Consider the following 21,820-nt stretch of genomic DNA (forward strand, 5'->3'; position numbering starts at 1 on the left):
TCCGGATGCGCGGACAGGCGCAGGCCGGTCACCTTCCGGTGTCGCAACCGCCGGCGGCGCATGTGCCGGTGCTGTTCGCGCAGGTCATGGACGGGCTGCAGGTGATCGAAGACGGAATCTATCTGGATGGCACGTTCGGGCGTGGCGGACACGCGCGCGGGGTGCTTCACAAACTCGGCCCAGGAGGCCGGCTGCTGTTGATGGACAAGGATCCCGAGGCGATCGCCGTAGCCGAACTTGCGTTCGGTGACGACGCGCGCGTGCGCATCCGCCGCGGCAGCTTCGCCGAATTGGGGCAATGGGACGCCGCCGCCGAGCTGGACGGGGTGCTGTTCGACCTGGGCGTGTCCTCGCCGCAGCTGGACGTGGCCGAGCGCGGTTTCTCGTTCGGCAAGGACGGCCCGCTGGACATGCGCATGGACCCGGACGCCGGCGAGAGCGCCGCGCAGTGGCTGGCGCGCGCCGACGAGCGCGCCATCGCCGACGTGCTGTGGACCTATGGCGACGAACGCCAGAGCCGGCGCATCGCCCGCGCGATCGTGGCGCGCCGCGCCGAGCAGCCGCTGACCCGCACCGCGCAGCTGGCCGAACTGATCGCCAGCGTGATGCCGCGCGGCGACAGCAAGACCCATCCGGCCACGCGCAGCTTCCAGGCGATCCGCATCCACATCAACCGCGAACTGGCCGACCTCGAAGCCGGGCTCGACGCAGCCCTGGCCAGGCTCAAGCCGGGCGGCCGCCTGGCGGTGATCAGCTTCCACTCGCTGGAAGACCGCATCGTCAAGCAGTTCATGAACCGCCACGCCAAGGCCCCGCCGAGCAACCGCCGCCTGCCCGAAGCGCAGCCGTTCGTGCCGACCCTGCACCTGCACGGCGGCGCGATCAAGGCCGATACCGACGAACTGGCCGGTAATCCGCGGGCGCGTAGTGCGGTGTTGCGGGTGGCTGAGAAACTGGCGGGACTCGGGACTCGGGACTCGGGACTCGACAAGAGCTCGGGACTCGGGACCAGAGACTCGGGACCCGATAGAAGCAACAGCAGCAGTGATCGGCCGGTGTGCGGGTCGGGCTTTTTCCGAGTCCCGACTCCCGAGTGCCCAGTCCCGGCGCAGCTCCACAGGAGCGCGCCATGAGCCGCCTCCTTCTAATCGTCCTGCTCGCCTGTACCATCGCCTCGGCGATCGGGGTGGTGTACATGCGCCATCGCCATCGTCAGCTGTTTGTCGAGCTGTCGCGGCTGGAACACAACCGCGACGAGTTGAACATCGAATTCGGCCGGCTGCAGCTGGAGCAGGCGACCTGGGCGGAAAGCAATCGCGTCGATCAGGTCTCGCGCGAGCGGCTGGGCATGAAGTTCCCGGAAACCGGCGACATCGTGGTGGTACGGCCATGAGCAAGGCCGGCCGCAATCGCCCGCGCAGCAACTTCAATCTCCGTGGCCGGCTGGTGCTGGTCGGTGCGGCGCTGAGCCTGTGCTCGGTCACCCTGATCGGCCGCGCCGCCTACGTGCAGATCATCAACAGCGATTTCTACCAGCGCCAGGGCGAGGCGCGCTACCTGCGCGAGCTGCCGATCGCCACCTCGCGCGGCATGATCACCGACCGCAACGGCGAGCCGCTGGCGGTGTCCACGCCGGTGGAGTCGATCTGGGTCAATCCGCAGGAGCTGCTGCGCAATCCCGACCGCATTCCGCAACTGGCGCAGGCGCTGGAACTGCCCAGCGACGAACTGACCGCCAAGCTGTCGCAGAAGTCGGACAAGGAGTTCATGTACCTCAAGCGCCGGATCAATCCGGACAAGGCGCATGCGGTGGTCGCGCTGGGCATCCCGGGCGTGTTCTCGCAGCGCGAGTTCCGCCGCTTCTACCCGCAGGGCGAAGCGATGGCGCACGTGCTCGGCTTCACCAACATCGACGACCGCGGCCAGGAAGGGCTGGAGCTGGCGTACGACGAATGGCTGCGCGGCAAGCCCGGCTCCAAGCGCGTGATCCGCGACCGCAAGGGCGCGATCGTGGAGAGCATCGACCTGGTCAAGCCGGCCGAGCCGGGCAAGGACCTGACCCTCAGCATCGATCGCCGCATCCAGTTCCTGGCCTACAAGGAATTGCGCAACGCGTTGGCGCAGAACAACGCTGCCGGCGGTTCGATCGTGGTGATGGACGTGGCCACCGGCGAGATCATGGCCATGGTCAACCTGCCGACCTACAACCCGAACTCGGTCACCGGGGTCAATTCCGATGCGCGCCGCAACCGCGCGGTCACCGACCTGGTCGAGCCGGGTTCGACGATGAAGCCGCTGACCATCTCCACCGCGCTGAAGGCCGGGGTGGTGACCAAGGACACGCTGATCGACACCAACCCGGGCTACATGGCGGTCGGTCGCTTCACCATCAAGGACGTGCCGCGCAACAACGGCGTGCTGACCGTGACCGGGGTGATCACCCGCAGTTCCAACATCGGCGCGGCCAAGATCGGCGCCAAGCTGCCGGACCAGACCTTCTACGACCAGATCCACAGCTACGGCTACGGCAGCGCCCCGCACAGCGGCTTCCCCGGCGAATCGGCCGGCGTGCTGCCGCCGCCGGGACGCTGGAGCGGCTCGTCCAAGACCACCATGTCCTACGGCTACGGCCTGTCGGTGACGCCGCTGCAGATCGCGCGCGCCTACTGCGCGCTCGGCAACGGCGGCAAGCTGGTGACGCCGACCTTCATCAAGGGGCAGCACGAAGAAACCAAGGGCGTGCTGAGCCCGGCGATCGCCAAGGAAGTGGTGACGATGATGGAAACCGTGGTGACCCAGGGCGGCGCCAAGGGCGCGGCGATCCTCGGCTACCATGTCGCCGGCAAGACAGGTACCGCGCGCCTGAACGGTCCCGGCGGCTATATCCGCGGCCACTACAACGCGCTGTTCGCCGGCCTGGTGCCGGCCAGCAATCCGCGCTTCGCCACGGTCATCGTGATCAACGATCCACAGGGCGCCAAGTACTACGGCGGCCTGGTCTCGGCGCCGGTGTTCCACAACGTGATGGAAGGCGCGCTGCGGCTGATGGACGTGCCGCCGGACGACATCCAGGCGTGGCTGGCGGCGCAGGCCGCCGGCAAGAGCGGGCATGCGCCGCCGCCGGTGCCGGTGGAGCCGGACCCGGCGCTGGTGCCCGATGCCGCCGCCGAAGTGGAAGCGGCGCTGCCGAGCGTGCGCGCCGTCGCGCCGCTGCCGGCCGCGCCGCCGGTGCCGGTGCAGGAGACCCGCCAGTGAGCCGCGCGCTGCCGCTGTCGCAGCTGCTGCCGGATCTGGCGTTGGCGCGCGACGTGCAGGTGTCCGGGCTTGTCATGGACAGCCGCGCCGTGCACGCAGGCGATGCGTTCGTGGCGATCGCCGGGTTCGGCGCGCATGGGTTGGGCTTCGTCGCGCAGGCGCGCGCCAATGGCGCGGCGGCGATCCTGTTCGAACCGCCGGCGCCGGCCGAATTGCCGGCCCCGGCCGACGCGATCGCGGTGCCGGGCCTGCGCGCGCGCATGGGCGCGATGGCCGACCAGTTCCATGGCCATCCGTCGCAGACGATGGCCATGGTCGGGGTCACCGGCACCAACGGCAAGACGTCCACCGTGCAGTTGCTGGCGCAGGCCTGGCAGTGCCTGGGCACGCGCAGCGGCAGCATCGGCACGCTCGGCGTCGGCCTGTACGGCGCCGTGGTGCCGACAGGTTTCACCACCCCGTTAGTGCTGCAGACGCATGCGCTACTGGCCCAGCTGCGCGACGCCGGCGCGCAGGCGGTGGCGATGGAAGTGAGTTCGCACGCGCTGGACCAGGGCCGCGTCGATGCGGTGCACTTCGACGTTGCGGTGTTCACCAATCTCACCCGCGATCATCTGGATTACCACGGCGACATGGCCGGCTACGGCGCGGCCAAGGCGCGCCTGTTCGCCACGCCGGGGCTGAAGGCGGCGGTGGTCAATCTCGACGACGCGTTCGGCGGCGACCTGCTGGCGACGCTGGACCCGGCGCTGCGCCGCATCGGCATCAGCTCGCGCGGCCAGGCCGGCGCCACGCTGCGCGGCGAAGCGCTGCGCCTGGACGCGCGCGGCATCGGTTTCGACCTGCTGATCGACGGCGCATGCCATCCGGTGCAGTCGCCGCTGCTCGGCCGCTTCAACGTGGACAACCTGCTGGCCGTGGCCGGCGTACTGCACGCGCTGGACGTTGCGCCGGCGCGCATCGCCGCGACGCTGTCGCAGCTGCAGCCGATCCGCGGGCGCATGAACCGCCTCGGCGGCCGCGACGCGCAGCCGCTGCTGGTGATCGACTACGCGCATACCCCGGACGCGCTGGAGCAGGCGCTGGACAGCCTGCGCGGCCATGCGCACGGCCGCCTGCTGTGCGTGTTCGGCTGCGGTGGCGAGCGCGACACCGGCAAGCGCCCGCAGATGGCGGCGATCGCGCAGCGCCTGGCCGACGCGGTGATCGTCACCGACGACAATCCGCGCGGCGAGGATGGCGATCGCATCGTCGCCGACATCCTGGCCGGCTTCACCGACCTGCAGGCGGTGCGCGTGCAGCGCGATCGCGCGCAGGCCATCGCCCTGGCCGTGGCCGAAGCCGGCCCCGACGACATCGTACTGATCGCCGGCAAGGGCCACGAGCCGTACCAGGACATCGCCGGCATCCAGCATCCGTTCGACGACACCGAGATCGCTGCGCAGGCGCTGCAGGCGCGCGCTGCTGGTTTCATGGAGCGCGCACGATGAAGCGCCTGCCGCTGTCGATGATCGCGCATTGGGCCGGCGCCGAGCTGCATGGCGACGACGTGGCGATCGATGCGATCGCCCACGACACCCGCACGCTGGCGCCGGGCAGCCTGTACGTGGCGCTGCGCGGCGAGCGTTTCGACGGCCATGATTTCGTCGCCGATGCCGCCGCGCGCGGCGCCAGCGCGCTGCTGGTGGAATTGCTGCAGCCGCACAGCGAACTGCCGCAGATCCTGGTCGCCGACACCCAACTGGCACTGGCGCGGATCGCCGCCGGCATGCAGCGCGGCCGCGCCACGCGCGTGGCCGCGATCACCGGCAGCAACGGCAAGACCAGCGTCAAGGCGCTGCTGCTGGCGATCCTGCAGCACGCCTGCCGGGTGAACGGTGGCAGCGTCTACGCCAATCCCGGCAACCGCAACAACGAGATCGGCCTCCCGCTGGCGGTGATCGAAGCGCCGGACGCGGCCGACTACGCGATCTACGAAATGGGCGCCGGCAAGCCGGGCGACATCGCCTACCTGACCGACATCGTCGCTCCGCACGCGGCGCTGGTGAACAACGTCGCCGCGGCGCACCTGGAGCGCATGGGCAGCCTGCTTGGCGTCGCGCAGACCAAGGGCGCGATCTATGCCGCGCTGCCGGCCGACGGTACCGCGGTGATCAATGCCGACGACGCGTTCGGGCGGTGGTTCGAACAGCGTCTGCTGGCACCGACCCCGCGCGTGCTGCGCTTCGGCCTGCAGGCCAGCGCCGAGGTCACCGCCACGCAGTTGCGGGTGGGTCCGGATCGCTCGCAGTTCGTGCTGGTCACCCCGCACGGCGAGGTCGAAGCGACGCTGCCGCTGCCGGGCCGCCACAACCTGATGAACGCACTGGCCGCCGCGGCGCTGGCGCTGGCGCTGGACATCGCGCCGGCGCTGATCGCCGCCGGCCTGGCGCAGGTGCAGCCGGTGCCGGGCCGGCAGATCGCGCACACGCTGCCCGGCGGCGCGGTGTTGATCGACGACAGCTACAACGCCAACCCCGGTTCGCTGGCCGCGGCGATCGACGCGCTGGCCGCGGCCGGCGGCGAACGCTGGCTGGTGCTGGGCGACATGCGCGAACTCGGCGACGGCGCCGAAGCGCTGCACGCCAGCGGCGGCCGCCGCGCCCGCGACGCCGGCCTGACCCGGCTGTACGCGCTCGGCCCGCTGAGCGCCATCGCCGCGCAGGCCTTCGGCGAGAACGGGCGCGTGTTCGATAGTCATGCGGCGTTGATTGCGGCGCTGCGTGCGGACCTCCGCGCGGTCGGGACTCGGGACTCGGGACTCGGGACTCGCGAAGAGCAGGATCAAGAGCAGGAAACAGAGCAAATGCATGAGAACACCGGCGCGGCGGCAGATGGCGTTGCGCCTTTACGAGTCCCGAGTCCCGAGTCCCGAGTCCCGGCTTCACTGAGTCCCGAGTCCCGAGTCCCGGCAACCCTCCTAGTCAAAGGATCGCGCGGCAGCGCCATGGACAAGATCGTCAGCGCGCTGCTGGCGCAGGGAGAGGGGGCGCCGCATGCTGCTTGAACTGTCCCGTTGGCTGCAGCAGCTGGAGAGCCTGTTCGGGCTGTTCGGTTACCTCACCTTCCGCGGCATCCTCGCGGCGCTGACCTCGCTGTTCCTGTCGCTGTGGCTGGGGCCGGCGGTGATCCGCAAGCTGGCGCAGTTCAAGGGCGGCCAGCCGATCCGCCAGGACGGCCCGCAGAGCCACTTCTCCAAGGCCGGCACGCCGACCATGGGCGGCTCGATGATCCTGATCACCGTGCTGCTGTCGGTGCTGCTGTGGGGCGACCTGCGCAACCGCTACGTGTGGCTGGTGCTGGCGGTGATGCTGGCGTTCGGCGTGATCGGCTGGTACGACGACTGGATCAAGATCGTGCGCCGCGACCCCAACGGGCTGAAGTCGCGCTGGAAGTACTTGCTGCAGTCGATCTTCGGCCTGGCTGCGGGCCTGTGTCTGTACTACACCGCCGACGTGCCGGCCGCGATCACCTTCTATATCCCGATGTTCAAGTCGATCGCGCTGCCGCTGGCCGGGATCAGCTTCGTCGCCATCGCCTACTTCTGGATCGTCGGCTTCTCCAACGCGGTCAACCTGACCGACGGCCTGGACGGGCTGGCGATCATGCCCACGGTGCTGGTGGCGTGTGCGCTGGGCGTGTTCGCCTACGCCTCGGGCAACGCGGTGTTCTCCGCCTATCTGAAAATTCCTTCGATCCCCGGCGCTGGCGAGCTGATCATCATCTGCGCGGCGATCGCCGGCGCGGGCCTGGGCTTTTTGTGGTTCAACACCTATCCGGCGATGGTGTTCATGGGCGATATCGGCGCGCTGGCGCTGGGCGCGGTGCTCGGCACCATCGCGGTGATCGTGCGCCAGGAACTGGTGCTGGTGATCATGGGCGGCGTGTTCGTGATCGAGACGCTGTCGGTGATGATCCAGGTCGCCTCGTTCAAGCTCACCGGCAAGCGCGTGTTCCGCATGGCGCCGATCCACCACCACTTCGAGCTGAAGGGCTGGCCCGAGCCGCGGGTGATCGTGCGTTTCTGGATCATCTCGGTGGTGCTGGTGCTGGTCGGCCTGGCCACGTTGAAGGTGCGCTGATGAACGACGCCGCGCGCCAGGCAACCCGACTCGAGGCCATCGGCGGCCGCTACGACCCGTGGCTGCTCGGCGCCGTGGTGGCACTGGCCTCGCTGGGCGTGGTGATGGTCGGCTCCAGCTCGATCGAGCTGACCGTGAGCCCGTTCTATTATCTTACCCGGCACATGCTGTTCCTGGCCGGCGGCATCGGTCTGGCGATCTGGACCATGCGCACCGAGCTGAAGAACATCGAGCAGTACAATCAGCTGCTGCTGCTGGCCTGCTTCGGCCTGCTGATCGTGGTGTTCGTGCCCGGCCTGGGCAGCAGCGTCAACGGCGCGCGACGCTGGATCAACCTGGGCATCTCCAAGTTCCAGACCGTGGAAGCGGTCAAGGTGCTGTACATCGTGTGGCTGTCCAGCTACCTGGTGCGCTTCCGCGACGAGGTCAACGCGACCTGGCCGGCGATGCTCAAGCCGCTGGGCGTGGCGGTGGCGTTGGTCGGCCTGCTGCTGATGCAGCCGGACTTCGGTTCTTCCACGCTGCTGCTGGCGATCACTGCGGGCATGCTGGTGCTGGGCGGGGTCAACCTGCCGCGCATGTCGATGCCGATCGTGATCGGGCTGCCGGTGTTCGCCTTCATCGCGATCCTGGAACCGTACCGCCTGCGCCGCATCACCTCGTTCCTGGACCCGTGGGCCGACCAGCTCGGCTCCGGCTACCAGCTGTCCAATGCGCTGATGGCGGTGGGCCGCGGCGAACTGTTCGGGGTCGGCCTGGGCGGTTCGGTGCAGAAGCTCAACTACCTGCCCGAAGCGCATACCGATTTCATCTTCTCGGTGATCGCCGAGGAGCTGGGCTTCACCGGCGTGTGCCTGATCATCGCGCTGTACGCGCTGCTGGTCGGGCGCGCGTTCTGGCTGGGCATGCGCTGCGTGGAAATGAAGCGCCACTTCTCCGGCTATATCGCCTTCGGCATCGGCCTGTGGATCAGCTTGCAGAGCTTCGTCTCGGTCGGCGTGAATCTGGGCATCCTGCCGACCAAGGGCCTGACCCTGCCGCTGATCTCCGCCGGCGGTTCCAGTGTGCTGATGACCTGCGTGGCGATGGGCCTGCTGCTGCGCGTGTCCTACGAACTCGATCGCGCCGAACGCCAGGTGGCGAAGGTGCGCAGCGACGCGGTGCCGGTCAAGCAGACCGTGGACAGCGCCGAAGACCTGCAGGCCGCACGCGAGGCCAGCGCCAGCGCGGTGGCTGCGGCGATCCAGGCCGGTACCCCGGCGCGCGGCACCAGCCGCATGCAGCCGCGGGTCGAGCCGACCTTCGGGAGGCTGGGATGAGTGTGTCCGTGCCGATGACCAGCACCGCTATGACCGACGTTGCGTCGCGCCCGGTGATGATCCTCGCTGGCGGTACCGGCGGGCACATCTTCCCGGCGCTGGCGGTGGCCAAGGTGCTGCGCGCGCGCGGCGTACCGGTGGTGTGGCTGGGCGCGGCCGGGCGCATGGAGACGCAGTTGGTGCCGCAGCACGGCATCGAGATCGATACCATCGAGATCGGTGGCCTGCGCGGCAAGGGCCTGCTGGCGCTGTTCTGCGCGCCGCTGCGGGTCATGCGCGCGATCCGCGCCGCCGGCTTCGTGCTGCGCCGGCGCGCGCCGCGCGCGGTGGTCAGCTTCGGCGGTTTCGCGGCCGGCCCTGGTGGCATCGCCGCGCGCCTGCTGAAACTGCCGCTGCTGGTGCACGAACAGAACCGCGCGCCGGGCCTGACCAACAAGGTGCTGTCGCGCGTCGCACGGCGCGTGCTGACCGGCTTCCCCGGCAGCTTCGCCGCGCGTGAGGAAGCGGTGGGAAATCCGGTGCGCGCCGAGATCGCCGCGCTGGCGCCGCCGGCGCAGCGCTTCGCCGCGCGCAACGGCGCGGTGCGCCTGCTGGTGCTCGGCGGCAGCCAGGGCGCGCGCGCGCTGAACCAGGCGCTGCCGCGCGCACTGGCCGCGCTCGGCGCGCAGGTCGACGTGCGCCACCAGTGCGGCGAGAAACTGCGCGACGAAGCGGCCCAGGCCTATGCCGAGGCCGGCGTCGCCGCCAGCGTCGAAGCCTTCATCGGCGACATGGCCGCCGCCTACGCCTGGGCCGACCTGATCGTGTGCCGCGCCGGCGCCTCGACCCTGGCCGAACTGTGCGCGGTCGGCATCGGCAGCGTGCTGGTGCCGTTCGCCGCCGCGGTCGACGACCACCAGACCCGCAACGCCGACTACCTGGTCGAACGCGGCGCCGCGGTGCTGCTGAAGCAGGACGATGCCCTGGCGACCAACCTGCAGGGTGTGCTGCGCGACCTGCTCGGCCACCCCGCACGGCGCCTGTCGATGGCCGAGGCCGCCCGCAGCCTGGCCAAGCCGGATGCAGCCGAGCGGATCGCGGACATCATTCTGGAAGAAGCCGGGACTCGGGACTCGGGACTCGATGGAGCCGGGACTCGGGACTCGGGACTCGGGACTCGTCAACAGCAAGAACAAGAGCAAAAACATATGCAAGCAGACGATTCCAATGGGGTGGCGCGTAGCGCCGCCGCTCCGCTTCCCCCGAGTCCCGAGTCCCGGGTCCCGAGTCCCGCCGCCTCCACAGGAGGCGTCGCATGATTCGGCGTCTCCACGACACCGGCGACCTGGTCCGCGCGTTCCCGCGCGTGCACTTCGTCGGCATCGGCGGCACCGGCATGAGCGGGATCGCCGAGGTCATGCTGACCCTGGGCTACGAGGTCTCGGGGTCGGACAACGCCGACAACACGGCGACGCGGCGCCTGGTCACGCTCGGCGCGCGGGTGATGCGCGGGCATTCGGCGGCCAACGTGCTTGGCACCGACTGCGTGGTGGTGTCCAGCGCGATCCGCGACGACAACCCGGAACTGATGGAGGCGCGCAGCCAGCGCATCCCGATCATGCCGCGCGCGGCGATGCTGGCCGAGCTGATGCGCTTCCGCCGCGGCATCGCGGTGGCCGGCACCCACGGCAAGACCACCACCACCAGCCTGGCCGCGGCGGTGCTCAGCGAAGGCGGGCTGGACCCGACCTTCGTGATCGGCGGGCAGCTGCTCGCCGCTGGCGCCAACGCCAAGCTCGGCGGCGGCCAGTGGCTGGTGGCCGAGGCTGACGAGAGCGACGGCAGCTTCCTGCGCCTGAATCCGCTGATCTCGGTGATCACCAACATCGACGCCGATCACCTGGAGAATTACGGCAACGATTTCGCCCGGGTGCAGGCCGCGTTTGCCGAATTCCTGCAGCGCCTGCCGTTCTACGGGCTGGCGGTGCTGTGCATCGACGATCCGGAAGTGGCCGCGCTGGCCGCCAAGACCCCGCGCCACGTGATGAGCTACGGCCTCAGCGAAAACGCCGACGTGCGCGCAGAAGACGTGATCCAGGACGGCCCGCGCATGCGCTTCACCCTGCGCCTGCCGGAAGGCAGCAGCACGCCGGTGACGTTGGCATTGCCGGGCCGGCACAACGTGCTCAACGCGCTGGCCGCCGCCGCGATCGGCTGGCAGCTGGGCGTGGCGCCCGAGGCGATCGCCAGTGCGTTGCAGAGCTTCGCCGGCATCGGCCGCCGCTTCAACGATCTGGGCGAAGTGACCACCGCCGCCGGCGCACGCGTGCGCCTGGTCGACGACTACGGCCACCATCCGCGCGAACTGGCCGCGGTGTTCGCCGCCGCGCGTGGCGGCTGGCCGGACAGGCGCCTGGTGGTCGCGTTCCAGCCGCACCGCTACAGCCGCACCCGCGACCAGTTCGACGCGTTTGCCGCGGTGCTGTCGGAAGTGGATGCGTTGGTGCTCAGCGAAGTCTACCCGGCCGGCGAAGCGCCGATCCCCGGCGCCGATGCGCGTTCGCTGGCGCGCGCGATCCGTGCGCGCGGGCGCAGCGAGCCGGTGGTGGTCGGGCAGGTCGCCGAGTTGAGCAACGTGCTGCCGGACGTGCTGCAGGACGGCGATCTGCTGTTGATGATGGGTGCGGGCGACATCGGTTACGTCGCCCAGCACATCGCCCAGGATGGCTTCGTCGGCGGAGCCAAGTCATGAGCGCGCAGCCTTTCCCGCCGTCGCGCCACACCGACCCGGCCGTGTTCGGCCGCGTCGCGGTGCTGCTCGGCGGCACCTCCAGCGAGCGCGAGGTGTCGCTGGATTCGGGGCGCAACGTGCTCGAGGCGCTGCACGCGTGCGGCGTCGATGCGGTCGCGGTGGACGGCATTGCGGCGCTGGCGCAGGCGCTGGTGGAGAAGCGTTTCGATCGCGTGTTCAACGTGCTGCACGGCCACAATGGCGGCGGCGAAGACGGCATCGTGCAGGGCCTGATGGAGGCGTTCGGCGTGTCCTACACCGGCTCGCCGGTGCTGGGTTCGGCGCTGAGCATGGACAAGGTGCGGACCAAGCAGGTGTGGCTGTCGCTGGGCCTGCCGACGCCGCGCTATGTGCGCCTGGCGGCGACCGCGCAGGCCGACGCCATCCATGCCGCCGCCGACCAGTTGGGCCTGCCGGTGATCGTCAAGCCGGCCAACGAAGGCTCCAGCGTCGGCGTGACCCGGGTGTTCGAACCCGCCCAGCTGGACGAGGCGGTGGCGCTGGCCGCCCGCTACGACGGCGAACTGCTGATGGAGCAGATGATCGTCGGCGACGAACTGACCGTGGCCATCCTCGGCGACACCGCGTTGCCGTCGATCCGCATCGTGCCCAAGGGCCAGTGGTACGACTACCACGCCAAGTACGTGGCCGAGGACACGCAGTATCTGTGCCCGGGCCTGGACGGCGAAGACGAGCGCACGCTCGGCGAGCTGGCGCTGGCCGCGTTCCGCGCTGCCGGCTGCCGCGGCTGGGGCCGCGTGGACGTGATGCGCGACGGCGCCAGCGGCGATTTCGCGCTGCTGGAAGCCAACACCGCGCCGGGCATGACCAGCCACTCGCTGGTGCCCAAGGCCGCACGCCAGGCTGGCATCGGCTTCGAAGAATTGGTGTGGCGCGTGCTGGAGCAGACGCTGTGAGGTCGGGACTCGGGACTCGGAACTCGGGACTCGGAGCGCCGCGCGCAACGGATGCCCTGCTACGCCCGATCGAGCGCGCGCGCATTGACGCCAGGGGCGCCGCTTTTACGAGTCCCGAGTCCCGAGTCCCGAGTCCCGGCGTTCGCCATGAGGCGAACGCATGACCGCCCTGCTGCGCATCCTCGCCTGGCTGCTGGCGCTGGCGCTGGTCGCGCTGCCGGTGGTGGCGGTGCTGAACGGCTGGGTCGGCGCCGAGCGTTGGCCGCTGAGCCGGTTGCAGGTCAGCGGCGATTTCAAGCGCGTGCCGGCCGAGCAGTTGCGTCAGGTGGTGCTGCCGTACGCGCGCCGCGGTTTCTTCGCGGTGCGCCTGCAGGACGCGCAGAACGCGATCGAGCGCTTGCCGTGGGTGGAGAGCGCGCGGGTGCGCAAGCGCTGGCCGGACGTGTTGGAAGTGCGCGTCACCGAACACCGCCCGTTCGCGCGTTGGGGCAGCGATCGCATGTTGTCCGAGCAGGGCCGCATCTTCGCGCTGCCGAGCGAGCTGCGCGGCATGGCGCTGCCGCAGCTGGCCGGGCCGGACGCCAAGGCGCAGGACGTGATCGCGCTGTACAACGAATCGCGTGCGCTGTTCGCGCCGTCCGGACTGCAGGTCGACGGCGTGGCGATGGACGCGCGCGGCAGCTGGTCGCTGCAGCTGGGCAACGGCGTGCAGGTCGTGGTCGGTCGCGACGACGCCCGCGCCCGCCTGGCGCGCTTCGCCCGCGTGCTGCCGCAACTGGCCACGCCGGAGCAGGCGCCGATCGCGCGCGCCGACCTGCGCTACACCAATGGCTTCACGGTGAGCCGCAAGGCCGTTGAAAGCCGGGACGCGGGACCCGGGACTCGGGACGCGAAGAAGCCGGCGCTCGGGACTCGGGAACCGGGACCCTGGAAAAGCACGAGCGGTCAAGCGGTCGCGTTCGCATTACCGGCTCTTCGCGTCCCGCGTCCCGAGTCCCGGGTCCCGCACCTCCCCCTTCTACGCAGTACCCAGACATGAACCGCAAAGGCGACAAATCCCTCATCGTTGGACTGGACATCGGCACCTCCAAGGTCGTTGCGCTGGTCGGCGAGTATTCGCCCGGCAACCCGATCGAGGTGATCGGCATCGGTTCGCACGAATCGCGCGGGCTCAAGCGCGGCGTGGTGGTGGACATCGAATCCACCGTGCAGTCGATCCAGCGCGCGGTCGAGGAAGCGGAGCTGATGGCCGGCTGCGAGATCCGCTCGGTGTACGCGTCCATCTCCGGCAACCACGTGCAGTGCAAGAACTCTCCCGGGATCGTGCCGATCCGCGACGGCGAGGTCACCTGGAACGACCTGGACCGGGTGCTGGAAGCGGCCAAGGCGGTGGCGATTCCGGCCGACCAGCGCATCCTGCACGCGATCCCGCGCGAATACGTGCTCGACGATTCGCAGGAAGGTATCCGCAACCCGGTCGGCATGACCGGCGTGCGCCTGGAAGTGCACGCGCACCTGGTGGTGTGCGCGCAGTCGGCCGCGGCCAACATCAGCAAGTGCGTGCAGCGCTGCGGCCTGCAGGTGGACGATCTGATCCTGTCCTCGCTGGCGTCCTCGGTGGCGGTGCTGACCGCCGACGAGCGCGAGCTGGGCGTGGTGCTGGTGGACATGGGCGCCGGCACCACCGACCTGGCGGTGTTCGTGCAGGGCGCGATCTGCCACACCGCCTCGCTGCCGATCGCCGGCGACCACGTCACCAACGACATCGCGCACATGCTGCGCACGCCGACCCCGGAAGCCGAGCAGATCAAGGTGCGCTACGCCTGCGCGCTGGCGCAGCTGGCCACCGCCGAGGAAAGCATCCAGGTGCCGAGCGTCGGCGACCGCCCGCCGCGGCGCATGCCGCGCCACTCGCTGGCGCAGGCGGTGCAGGGCCGCTACGAGGAGATCTTCGAGATGGTGCAGGCCGAACTGCGCCGCTCCGGTTTCGAGGAACTGGTGCGCGCTGGCATGGTGCTGACCGGTGGCGCCTCGAAGATGGAAGGCGTGGTCGAACTGGCCGAGGAAATGGTGCAGATGCCGGTACGCGTGGGCATCCCGCAGCACGTCACCGGCCTGGGCGAAGTGGTCGGCAACCCGGTGCACGCCACCGGCGTGGGCCTGCTGCTGATGGGCAGCCAGATCGAACACCCACGGCGTCCGTCGCTGCCCACCGGGCGCGCCGGCAGCCTGTTCAAGAAATTGAAGAATTGGTATCGCGGGGAGTTTTGAGGCCGGGACTCGGGACTCGGGACCCGGAAGAGCAAAAGCGGAGAGCGGAAGGGCGGAGAGCAGAGAAGGTAGGTCGGCAACATCCACTAAGAAAATAGCCGGTGCGCAAGGCCGGGCAGGGAATCGAAGCGTTGCTTTTCGAGTCCCGAGTCCCGAGTCCCGAGTCCCGGCCCCATAACAAGAGGAAAACGGACATGGCGCATTTCGAACTGATTGAAAAGATGGCACCCAACGCGGTAATCAAGGTGGTCGGCGTGGGCGGCGGCGGCGGCAACGCGGTCGCGCACATGGTCAGCAGCAGCGTGGACGGGGTGGAATTCATCACCGCCAACACCGACTCGCAGGCGATCAAGAACTGCGGCGCCAAGCTGCAGCTGCAGCTCGGCACCAACGTCACCAAGGGCCTGGGCGCCGGCGCGAACCCGGAGGTCGGCCGCCAGGCCGCACTGGAAGACCGCGAACGCATCATGGACGCGCTGCAGGGCGCGGACATGGTGTTCATCACCGCCGGCATGGGCGGCGGCACCGGTACCGGCGCTGCTCCTGTGGTCGCGCAGCTGGCCAAGGAGATGGGCATCCTGACCGTTGCCGTGGTCACCAAGCCGTTCCCGTTCGAAGGCCGCCGGCGCATGCAGGTCGCGCTGAAGGGCATCGAGGAACTGAGCCAGCATTGCGACTCGCTGATCACCATCCCCAACGAAAAGCTGATCACCGTGCTCGGCCGCAACGCCACCATGATCCAGGCGTTCCGCGCCGCCAACGACGTGCTGCAGGGCGCCGTGCAGGGCATCGCCGACCTGATCGTGCGTCCTGGCCTGATCAACGTCGACTTCGCCGACGTGCGCACGGTGATGTCGGAAATGGGCCTGGCGATGATGGGCACCGGCTCGGCCCGCGGCGACGACCGCGCGCAGGCCGCGGCCGAAGCGGCGATCCAGAACCCGCTGCTGGACGACGTCAACCTGGCCGGCGCCAACGGCATCCTGGTCAACATCACCGCCGGTCCGGACTTCACCATGGCCGAGTTCGACGAGATCGGCCGCACCATCGAAGGCTTCGCCTCGGAAGACGCGACCGTCGTGGTCGGCACCGTGCTCGACCCGGACATGCAGGACGAGGTCCGCGTGACCGTGGTCGCCACCGGCCTGAATCGTGCGGTGTCGCGGCAGACCCAGCGTCCGGAGCAGCGCGCGCCGATCAAGCTGGTGCGCAACGCCACCACCGGTCAGCCGGAATTCGGCGACTTCGAGCATGGCGGCGACGCCGTGTCCAAGGCGGTCGGCGGTGCGATGGGCCTGGGCCTGCGGCGTCCGAGCAGCGATGCGGCGGGCGCCTCCTCGCCGGCACCGGCGGCGGCCGATCTGCCGAACGACTACCTGGACATTCCGGCGTTCCTGCGCCGCCAGGCCGACTGAGGTTTCGCCAGGCCGGCCTTGCTCCGGCCGCAACACCGTCGATCGGGAGTGTCCGCCTGATCGGCGCGCCGTGTCCCTTTGCTGCCGGGTCGCCTCGACCCGGCAGGTTTTTGCGACCGCGACGCCGGCGTCCGCCAGCGTTGCGCAAATAGGACGCTGTGACCGTCTTGTTAAAATTTGGCTAAACGCGTGATATTCTCAATTTCGTTCAGTTCCCGTCTGAACTGACGTTCCCAGACTGTCTCCCATGACCCAGCAACGCACCCTCAAGAACACGATCCGCGCCACCGGCGTAGGCTTGCATAGTGGCGACAAGGTGTACATGACCCTGCGTCCTGCGCCGGCCGATCACGGCATCGTGTTCCGGCGCGTGGATCTGGAACCGGCGGTGGACGTGCCGGCCGATGCCGAACTGGTCACCGAGACCACGCTGTGCACTGGGCTGAGCCGTGGCGAGGCCAAGATCCAGACGGTGGAACACCTGATGTCGGCGATGGCCGGCCTCGGCGTGGACAACGCCATCGTCGAGCTGTCCTCGGCCGAGCTGCCGATTATGGACGGTTCCTCCGGCCCGTTCGTGTTCCTGCTGCAGTCCGCGGGCATCGTCGAGCAGGGCAAGCCCAAGCGCTTCATCCGCATCAAGCGGCCGGTGGAAGTGCGCGACGGCGACAAGATCGCCCGCTTCGCGCCGTACGACGGCTACAAGCTGGGCTTCACCATCCAGTTCGACCACCCGATGATCCCGGCCAAGCAGTCGCGCCAGGAAATCGAGTTCTCGACCATGGCCTATATCAAGGAAATCTCCCGCGCGCGCACCTTCGGCTTCATGCGCGACCTGGAATACATGCGCGAGCGCAACCTGGGCCTGGGCGGATCGATGGACAACGCCATCGTGCTCGACGAGTTCCGCGTGCTCAACGACGACGGCCTGCGCTACGCAGACGAGTTCGTGCGGCACAAGATCCTCGATGCGATCGGCGACCTGTATCTGGCCGGCGGTGCCATCCTCGGTGCCTACGAAGGCTACAAATCCGGCCATGCGCTGAACAACAAGCTGGTGCGCGCGCTGCTCGCCGAGCAGGCGGCGTGGGAGTGGGTGAGCTTCGATTCCAAGGCCGTGCCGGCACCGGTGGCCTACGGGGCGGTGGCCTACGCCTAAAGTTTCGCCCTCCGCGGCCGGGGGCGTTCCTGGATCACGGAATGGGCGATCCGTTGTGTTTTTGGCCCTTCTTAACTTCTATTTAACGAATCGATAACGACCTCGACGCCGGCGCCCGCTAGGATGCGTCGGGTCGTGACGTGCGTGCCTACGTGCGCAGACTGCGGCGGCCGGAGGCCGTCGTTGCTCCAGGCATCGTGGAATCGACGTCCTGCAAGGACGCCAGCGCGTCGCGCAAGCCCTTGTGCGTGGCCGCAGAAACCGGTGCCGGCTTGCTGCTTGCCTGTTGCATTGGGGAATGCGCCGATGCAGTCGCAATCTTGACAGTCACCCTGGTGGCCTTCAGCCCGAGGGACCGGGCCGCAGCGAGGATATCGGCCTCGGCGAGCCTGACCCGGGCATGCCAGACCGGAGAGTCAACCAGAAAAACGAGCTGTTCGCCGTTCACATTGGCCAACCGACAACGGGAGGCCAGGTTTGGCGGCAGATGGGGGCGCAATTGTCGGTCCAGCGCGTCGAGCCACAAGGCACGCCGCAACGGGTCGCCCACCTTGTCCGCCAATGCGGCGTCCAACGCCGGCATCGGCGCGGTGGTATGGCCTTCGCCGGACTTTCGCTTAGACATGAAAACTCATATGGCGTTTAAGAAGATCGTAATCAATTCGCGTGAAAAGGGGATAAAGGACCTGCCGTGGCGGCTGCGCGAGTTCGCAGACCGGCGTCCCCTGGCCGTGCTGGGCACGGTGCTGGCGGTGGGCATGGTACTCGGCATCGGCGTCAGCGCCGCGACCGGCTTCGTCGGTTCGGCGCAGCTGCGGGCCAGGCTGCACAAGCAGGACGCCGAACTGGCGCAGGTGCGCCGCGACGCGCAGACCCAGGTCAACGCGCTGGCCGCGCGGCTGGGCGAACTGCAGGCGCAGGCCACCCGGCTCAACGCGCTGGGCGAACGCCTGACCCGCATGGGCAAGCTGCAGGACGGCGAATTCGACTTCGACCAGCCGGTCGGCGTCGGTGGCGGCGACGACGAGGTCAGCCAGGACATGCCGGCGCCGCAGCTGGGCAAGGAACTGGACGGGCTGCAGCAGCAGTTCGCCACCTCCGGCCAGCAGCTGTCGGTGCTCGAATCGCTGCTGTTCGACCACCAGCTCGACCAGAACGCGGTGCCGTCGCGGATGCCGATCCGCAACAGCTACATCACCTCCGGTTTCGGCGGCCGCGCCGATCCGTTCGGCCGTGGCGCCGGCAACCACAAGGGCATCGACTTCCACGCCAACGTCGGCGACCCGGTGCTGGCCGTGGCCGACGGCGTGGTCAGCTACTCGGGCGTGCGCGGCGGCTACGGCAACGTGGTCGAGGTCGATCACGGCAACGGGTATGTCACCCGCTACGCGCACAATTCGCGCTTGTCGGTGAAGGTCGGCGACCTGGTGCGGGTCGGCCAGGAAGTGGCCAAGGCCGGCTCCACCGGCCGTTCCACCGGCGCGCACGTGCATTTCGAGGTCTGGAAGGACGGCGTGGTGATGAATCCGGCCAAGTTCCTCGGCGACGGCGCCACCCCGGTGGGCCGCCGCGGCCGCGGCTGAGTCGGGCCTGGGGCGGCGTGCCGGCGCTTGAATCGCCGGAGCCCGCCCCAAGCTACAATACGCTTTGCCACGACAGGGCGCCTCGCGCCCTGTTTCGTTTGCGGCCCGCCGATTCCCTGGGGGATTGGGCCGTACGGGCGTTCCTTTCCAACCGGTTCCTTCAATGATCAACAGTCTGCTTACTCGCGTTTTCGGTAGTCGCAACGAACGCCAGCTGCGTCAGCTCCATCGTATCGTCGCCAAGGTCAATGCGCTGGAACCGGAGATGGAGCAGCTCTCCGACGCGCAGCTGCAGGCCAAGACCCCGGAACTGCGCGGCCGCATCGCCAGCGGCGAGAGCCTGGACAAGGTGCTGCCGGAAGCGTTCGCGGTGTGCCGCGAGGCCAGCCGCCGCGTGCTCGGCATGCGCCACTACGACGTGCAGCTGATCGGCGGCATGGTCCTGCACCTGGGCAAGATCGCGGAAATGCGCACCGGCGAAGGCAAGACCCTGGTGGCGACGTTGCCGGTGTACCTCAACGCGCTGGAAGACAAGGGCGTGCACGTGGTCACCGTCAACGACTATCTGGCGCGCCGCGACGCCGCGCAGATGGGCAAGCTGTACAACTGGCTGGGGCTGAGCGTGGGCGTGGTCTATCCGGGCATGCCGCACAGCGACAAGCACGCCGCCTATGCCGCCGACATCACCTACGGCACCAACAACGAATTCGGCTTCGACTACCTGCGCGACAACATGGCGCTGTCCAAGGCCGACCGTTACCAGCGCGGCCTGAACTACGCCATCGTCGACGAAGTGGACTCGATCCTGATCGACGAGGCGCGCACCCCGCTGATCATCTCCGGCCCGGCCGACGATTCGCCGGAGCTGTACATCCGCGTCAACCGCATCGTGCCGCAGCTCACCAAGCAGGAGTCGGAGGAAGGCGAGGGCGATTTCTGGGTCGACGAGAAGGGCAAGCAGGTGCATCTGTCCGAGGCCGGCATGGAGCACGCCGAAGAGCTGCTGCGCGCGGCCGGCATCCTGACCAACGACGAGGACCGCCTGTACGGCGCGCAGAACCTCAGCGTGGTGCATCACCTCAACGCCGCGCTGCGCGCGCATGCGATCTACCAGCGCGACGTGGACTACATCGTGCGCGACGGCGAAGTGGTCATCGTCGACGAATTTACCGGGCGCACGCTGCCGGGCCGGCGCTGGTCCGACGGCCTGCACCAGGCGGTGGAGGCGAAGGAAGGCGTGCCGGTGCAGCGCGAGAACCAGACGCTGGCCAGCATCACCTTCCAGAACCTGTTCCGCATGTACAAGAAGCTGTCCGGCATGACAGGTACGGCCGATACCGAAGCCTACGAATTCCAGAGCATCTACAACCTGGAAGTGGTGGTGATCCCCACCAACCGCCCGACCATCCGCAAGGACTGGCCGGACCAGGTGTTCCTCAACCGCCAGGGCAAGTTCAACGCGGTGCTCGCCGACATCGAGGACTGCGCCAAGCGCGGCCAGCCGGTACTGGTCGGCACCACCTCGATCGAAACCTCGGAGATGCTCTCCGAGCACCTGCGCAAGGCCGGGGTCACGCACGAGGTGCTCAACGCCAAGCAGCACGAACGCGAGGCGCAGATCGTCGCCAACGCCGGCCAGCCGGGCGCGGTGACCATCGCCACCAACATGGCCGGCCGCGGTACCGACATCGTGCTCGGCGGCTCGCTGGAAGCGGAACTGCAGGCGCTGGGCGAAGACCTCAGCGACGCCGAGCGCGCGCGCCTGAAGGCCGCCTGGCAGGAGCGCCACGACGCGGTCAAGGCCGCCGGCGGCCTGCACATCATCGGTACCGAGCGCCACGAGTCGCGGCGTATCGACAACCAGCTGCGCGGCCGCTCCGGCCGCCAGGGCGATCCGGGTTCCTCGCGCTTCTACCTGTCGCTGGAAGACAACCTGATGCGCATCTTCGCCTCCGACTGGGTGCAGAAGGCGATGCGGATGATGGGCATGAAGGAAGACGACGTCATTGAGGACAAGCTGGTCAGCCGCCAGATCGAGAAGGCGCAGCGCAAGGTCGAGGCGCACAACTTCGACATCCGCAAGAACCTGCTCGACTTCGACGACGTCAACAACGACCAGCGCAAGGTGATCTACGCGCAGCGCGACGAACTGCTCGATGCCGAGTCGGTCAAGGACAATGTCGACGGCATCCGCGACGACGTGATCTACGACATCGTGGCGCGCTTCGTGCCGCCGAACTCGATCGACGAGCAGTGGGACCTGGCCGGGCTGGAAGCGACCCTGTCCAGCGACCTGGGCCTGCCGCTGTCGCTGACCGACCTGGTCAAGCGCCACGAGGAACTCGACGCGGCCGGCATCGCCGAGAAGGTGCGCGAGGAAGTCGATCGCCACTTCCAGGAGAAGGAAGCGGCGGTCGGCGGCGAGACCATGCGCGCGCTGGAGAAGCACGTGATGCTGACCGTGCTCGACCAGAGCTGGAAGGAGCACCTGGCGCGCATGGACTACCTGCGCCAGGGCATCCACCTGCGCGGCTATGCGCAGAAGCAGCCCAAGCAGGAATACAAGAAGGAAGCCTTCGAGTTGTTCTCGGAGATGCTCGAGCACGCCAAGCGCGAGGTGGTGACCTTGCTGGCGCGCGTGCGCATCCGCAGCGAGGAAGAGGTGGCGGCGCTGGAAGCGCAGGAACGGCAGCAGATGGAGGCGCAGCTGCGCCAGGCGCAGTTCCAGCACCAGGACGCCGGCGGCTACAGCGCCGATGAGGAAGCCGAGCAACTGGCGCTGGGCGCCAACCCGCAGCAGGTGGCGCAGGTCACCCGCGAGGCGCCCAAGGTCGGCCGCAACGATCCGTGCCCGTGCGGCAGCGGCAAGAAGTACAAGCATTGTCATGGGCAGTTGAGCTAGGAGCGAGCGCTGTTGCGAGCGCTGTTACGCACTCGCGCACCAGCCCCACGCTTTGCTGCGCAAAGTGCGGGCCCCGGCTCATAAGCCTCCACAACCCCGCGCCTATCG

General features: G+C 68.8%; 17 protein-coding genes. 16 read left to right on the plus strand and 1 reads right to left on the minus strand.

Annotation, left to right across the window (positions count from 1 at the left end; translation table 11 throughout):
• The first annotated feature begins 5 nt into the window (after window positions 1–5).
• The 14 genes from rsmH to lpxC all read left to right on the plus strand — a co-directional run bounded on the left by rsmH (window position 6) and on the right by lpxC (window position 17,227).
• A complete protein-coding gene (gene rsmH, locus ISN38_RS13645; protein ID WP_047325290.1) occupies window positions 6–1,133 on the plus strand; it encodes a 16S rRNA (cytosine(1402)-N(4))-methyltransferase RsmH in 1,128 nt (375 codons plus the stop codon).
• On the plus strand, window positions 1,130–1,393 hold the full coding sequence (ftsL, locus tag ISN38_RS13650) for a cell division protein FtsL (protein WP_003466119.1): 264 nt from the start codon (window positions 1,130–1,132) through the stop codon (window positions 1,391–1,393). The genes rsmH and ftsL overlap by 4 nt, the downstream gene beginning before the upstream one ends.
• Window positions 1,390–3,255 carry a peptidoglycan D,D-transpeptidase FtsI family protein gene (locus ISN38_RS13655; protein WP_058364090.1) on the plus strand — a complete coding sequence of 622 codons (1,866 nt, stop codon included), beginning with the start codon at window positions 1,390–1,392 and terminating at the stop codon, window positions 3,253–3,255. The genes ftsL and ISN38_RS13655 overlap by 4 nt, the downstream gene beginning before the upstream one ends.
• A complete protein-coding gene (locus ISN38_RS13660) occupies window positions 3,252–4,745 on the plus strand; it encodes a UDP-N-acetylmuramoyl-L-alanyl-D-glutamate--2,6-diaminopimelate ligase (protein ID WP_058361774.1) in 1,494 nt (497 codons plus the stop codon). Before ISN38_RS13655 ends, ISN38_RS13660 begins: the two co-directional genes overlap by 4 nt.
• Window positions 4,742–6,301: a UDP-N-acetylmuramoyl-tripeptide--D-alanyl-D-alanine ligase gene (locus ISN38_RS13665; protein WP_003466113.1), complete on the plus strand. Its 1,560-nt coding sequence runs from the start codon at window positions 4,742–4,744 to the stop codon at window positions 6,299–6,301. Before ISN38_RS13660 ends, ISN38_RS13665 begins: the two co-directional genes overlap by 4 nt.
• A complete protein-coding gene (mraY, locus tag ISN38_RS13670; RefSeq protein ID WP_003466111.1) occupies window positions 6,291–7,376 on the plus strand; it encodes a phospho-N-acetylmuramoyl-pentapeptide-transferase in 1,086 nt (361 codons plus the stop codon). The genes ISN38_RS13665 and mraY overlap by 11 nt, the downstream gene beginning before the upstream one ends.
• Window positions 7,376–8,695 (plus strand): putative lipid II flippase FtsW, encoded by a 1,320-nt coding sequence (ftsW, locus tag ISN38_RS13675; protein WP_003466110.1) that lies wholly within the window; start codon window positions 7,376–7,378, stop codon window positions 8,693–8,695. Before mraY ends, ftsW begins: the two co-directional genes overlap by 1 nt.
• Window positions 8,692–9,993 (plus strand): undecaprenyldiphospho-muramoylpentapeptide beta-N-acetylglucosaminyltransferase, encoded by a 1,302-nt coding sequence (murG, locus tag ISN38_RS13680; RefSeq protein ID WP_058358885.1) that lies wholly within the window; start codon window positions 8,692–8,694, stop codon window positions 9,991–9,993. Before ftsW ends, murG begins: the two co-directional genes overlap by 4 nt.
• Window positions 9,990–11,426 (plus strand): UDP-N-acetylmuramate--L-alanine ligase, encoded by a 1,437-nt coding sequence (gene murC / locus ISN38_RS13685; RefSeq protein WP_003465511.1) that lies wholly within the window; start codon window positions 9,990–9,992, stop codon window positions 11,424–11,426. The genes murG and murC overlap by 4 nt, the downstream gene beginning before the upstream one ends.
• Window positions 11,423–12,382, plus strand: coding sequence for a D-alanine--D-alanine ligase (locus ISN38_RS13690; protein WP_047325286.1), 960 nt, complete (start codon window positions 11,423–11,425; stop codon window positions 12,380–12,382). Before murC ends, ISN38_RS13690 begins: the two co-directional genes overlap by 4 nt.
• A gap of 160 nt (window positions 12,383–12,542) precedes the next feature.
• Window positions 12,543–13,421 (plus strand): cell division protein FtsQ/DivIB, encoded by an 879-nt coding sequence (locus tag ISN38_RS13695; protein WP_003465509.1) that lies wholly within the window; start codon window positions 12,543–12,545, stop codon window positions 13,419–13,421.
• Window positions 13,418–14,653: a cell division protein FtsA gene (gene ftsA / locus ISN38_RS13700; RefSeq protein WP_003465508.1), complete on the plus strand. Its 1,236-nt coding sequence runs from the start codon at window positions 13,418–13,420 to the stop codon at window positions 14,651–14,653. Before ISN38_RS13695 ends, ftsA begins: the two co-directional genes overlap by 4 nt.
• A 194-nt stretch (window positions 14,654–14,847) precedes the next feature.
• Window positions 14,848–16,068, plus strand: coding sequence for a cell division protein FtsZ (gene ftsZ / locus ISN38_RS13705; protein WP_003465507.1), 1,221 nt, complete (start codon window positions 14,848–14,850; stop codon window positions 16,066–16,068).
• A 247-nt stretch (window positions 16,069–16,315) separates the two neighbouring features.
• A complete protein-coding gene (lpxC, locus tag ISN38_RS13710; RefSeq protein ID WP_003465506.1) occupies window positions 16,316–17,227 on the plus strand; it encodes a UDP-3-O-acyl-N-acetylglucosamine deacetylase in 912 nt (303 codons plus the stop codon).
• Window positions 17,228–17,375: 148 nt separating this feature from the next.
• Here lpxC and ISN38_RS13715 read toward each other — a convergent pair whose 3' ends face one another.
• Complete coding sequence (locus ISN38_RS13715; RefSeq protein WP_038236394.1) at window positions 17,376–17,852, minus strand: DciA family protein; 477 nt, start codon at window positions 17,850–17,852, stop codon at window positions 17,376–17,378.
• A 10-nt stretch (window positions 17,853–17,862) separates the two neighbouring features.
• Here ISN38_RS13715 and ISN38_RS13720 point away from each other — a divergent pair, with 10 nt between their 5' ends.
• Window positions 17,863–18,810, plus strand: coding sequence for a M23 family metallopeptidase (locus ISN38_RS13720; protein WP_003465503.1), 948 nt, complete (start codon window positions 17,863–17,865; stop codon window positions 18,808–18,810).
• 163 nt (window positions 18,811–18,973) lie between these two features.
• Window positions 18,974–21,712: a preprotein translocase subunit SecA gene (gene secA / locus ISN38_RS13725; protein ID WP_003465502.1), complete on the plus strand. Its 2,739-nt coding sequence runs from the start codon at window positions 18,974–18,976 to the stop codon at window positions 21,710–21,712.
• Window positions 21,713–21,820 lie beyond the last annotated feature (108 nt).

Origin of the sequence: Xanthomonas translucens pv. undulosa (assembly GCF_017301775.1) — a bacterium.
In the GTDB taxonomy this organism is placed as follows: domain Bacteria; phylum Pseudomonadota; class Gammaproteobacteria; order Xanthomonadales; family Xanthomonadaceae; genus Xanthomonas_A; species Xanthomonas_A translucens.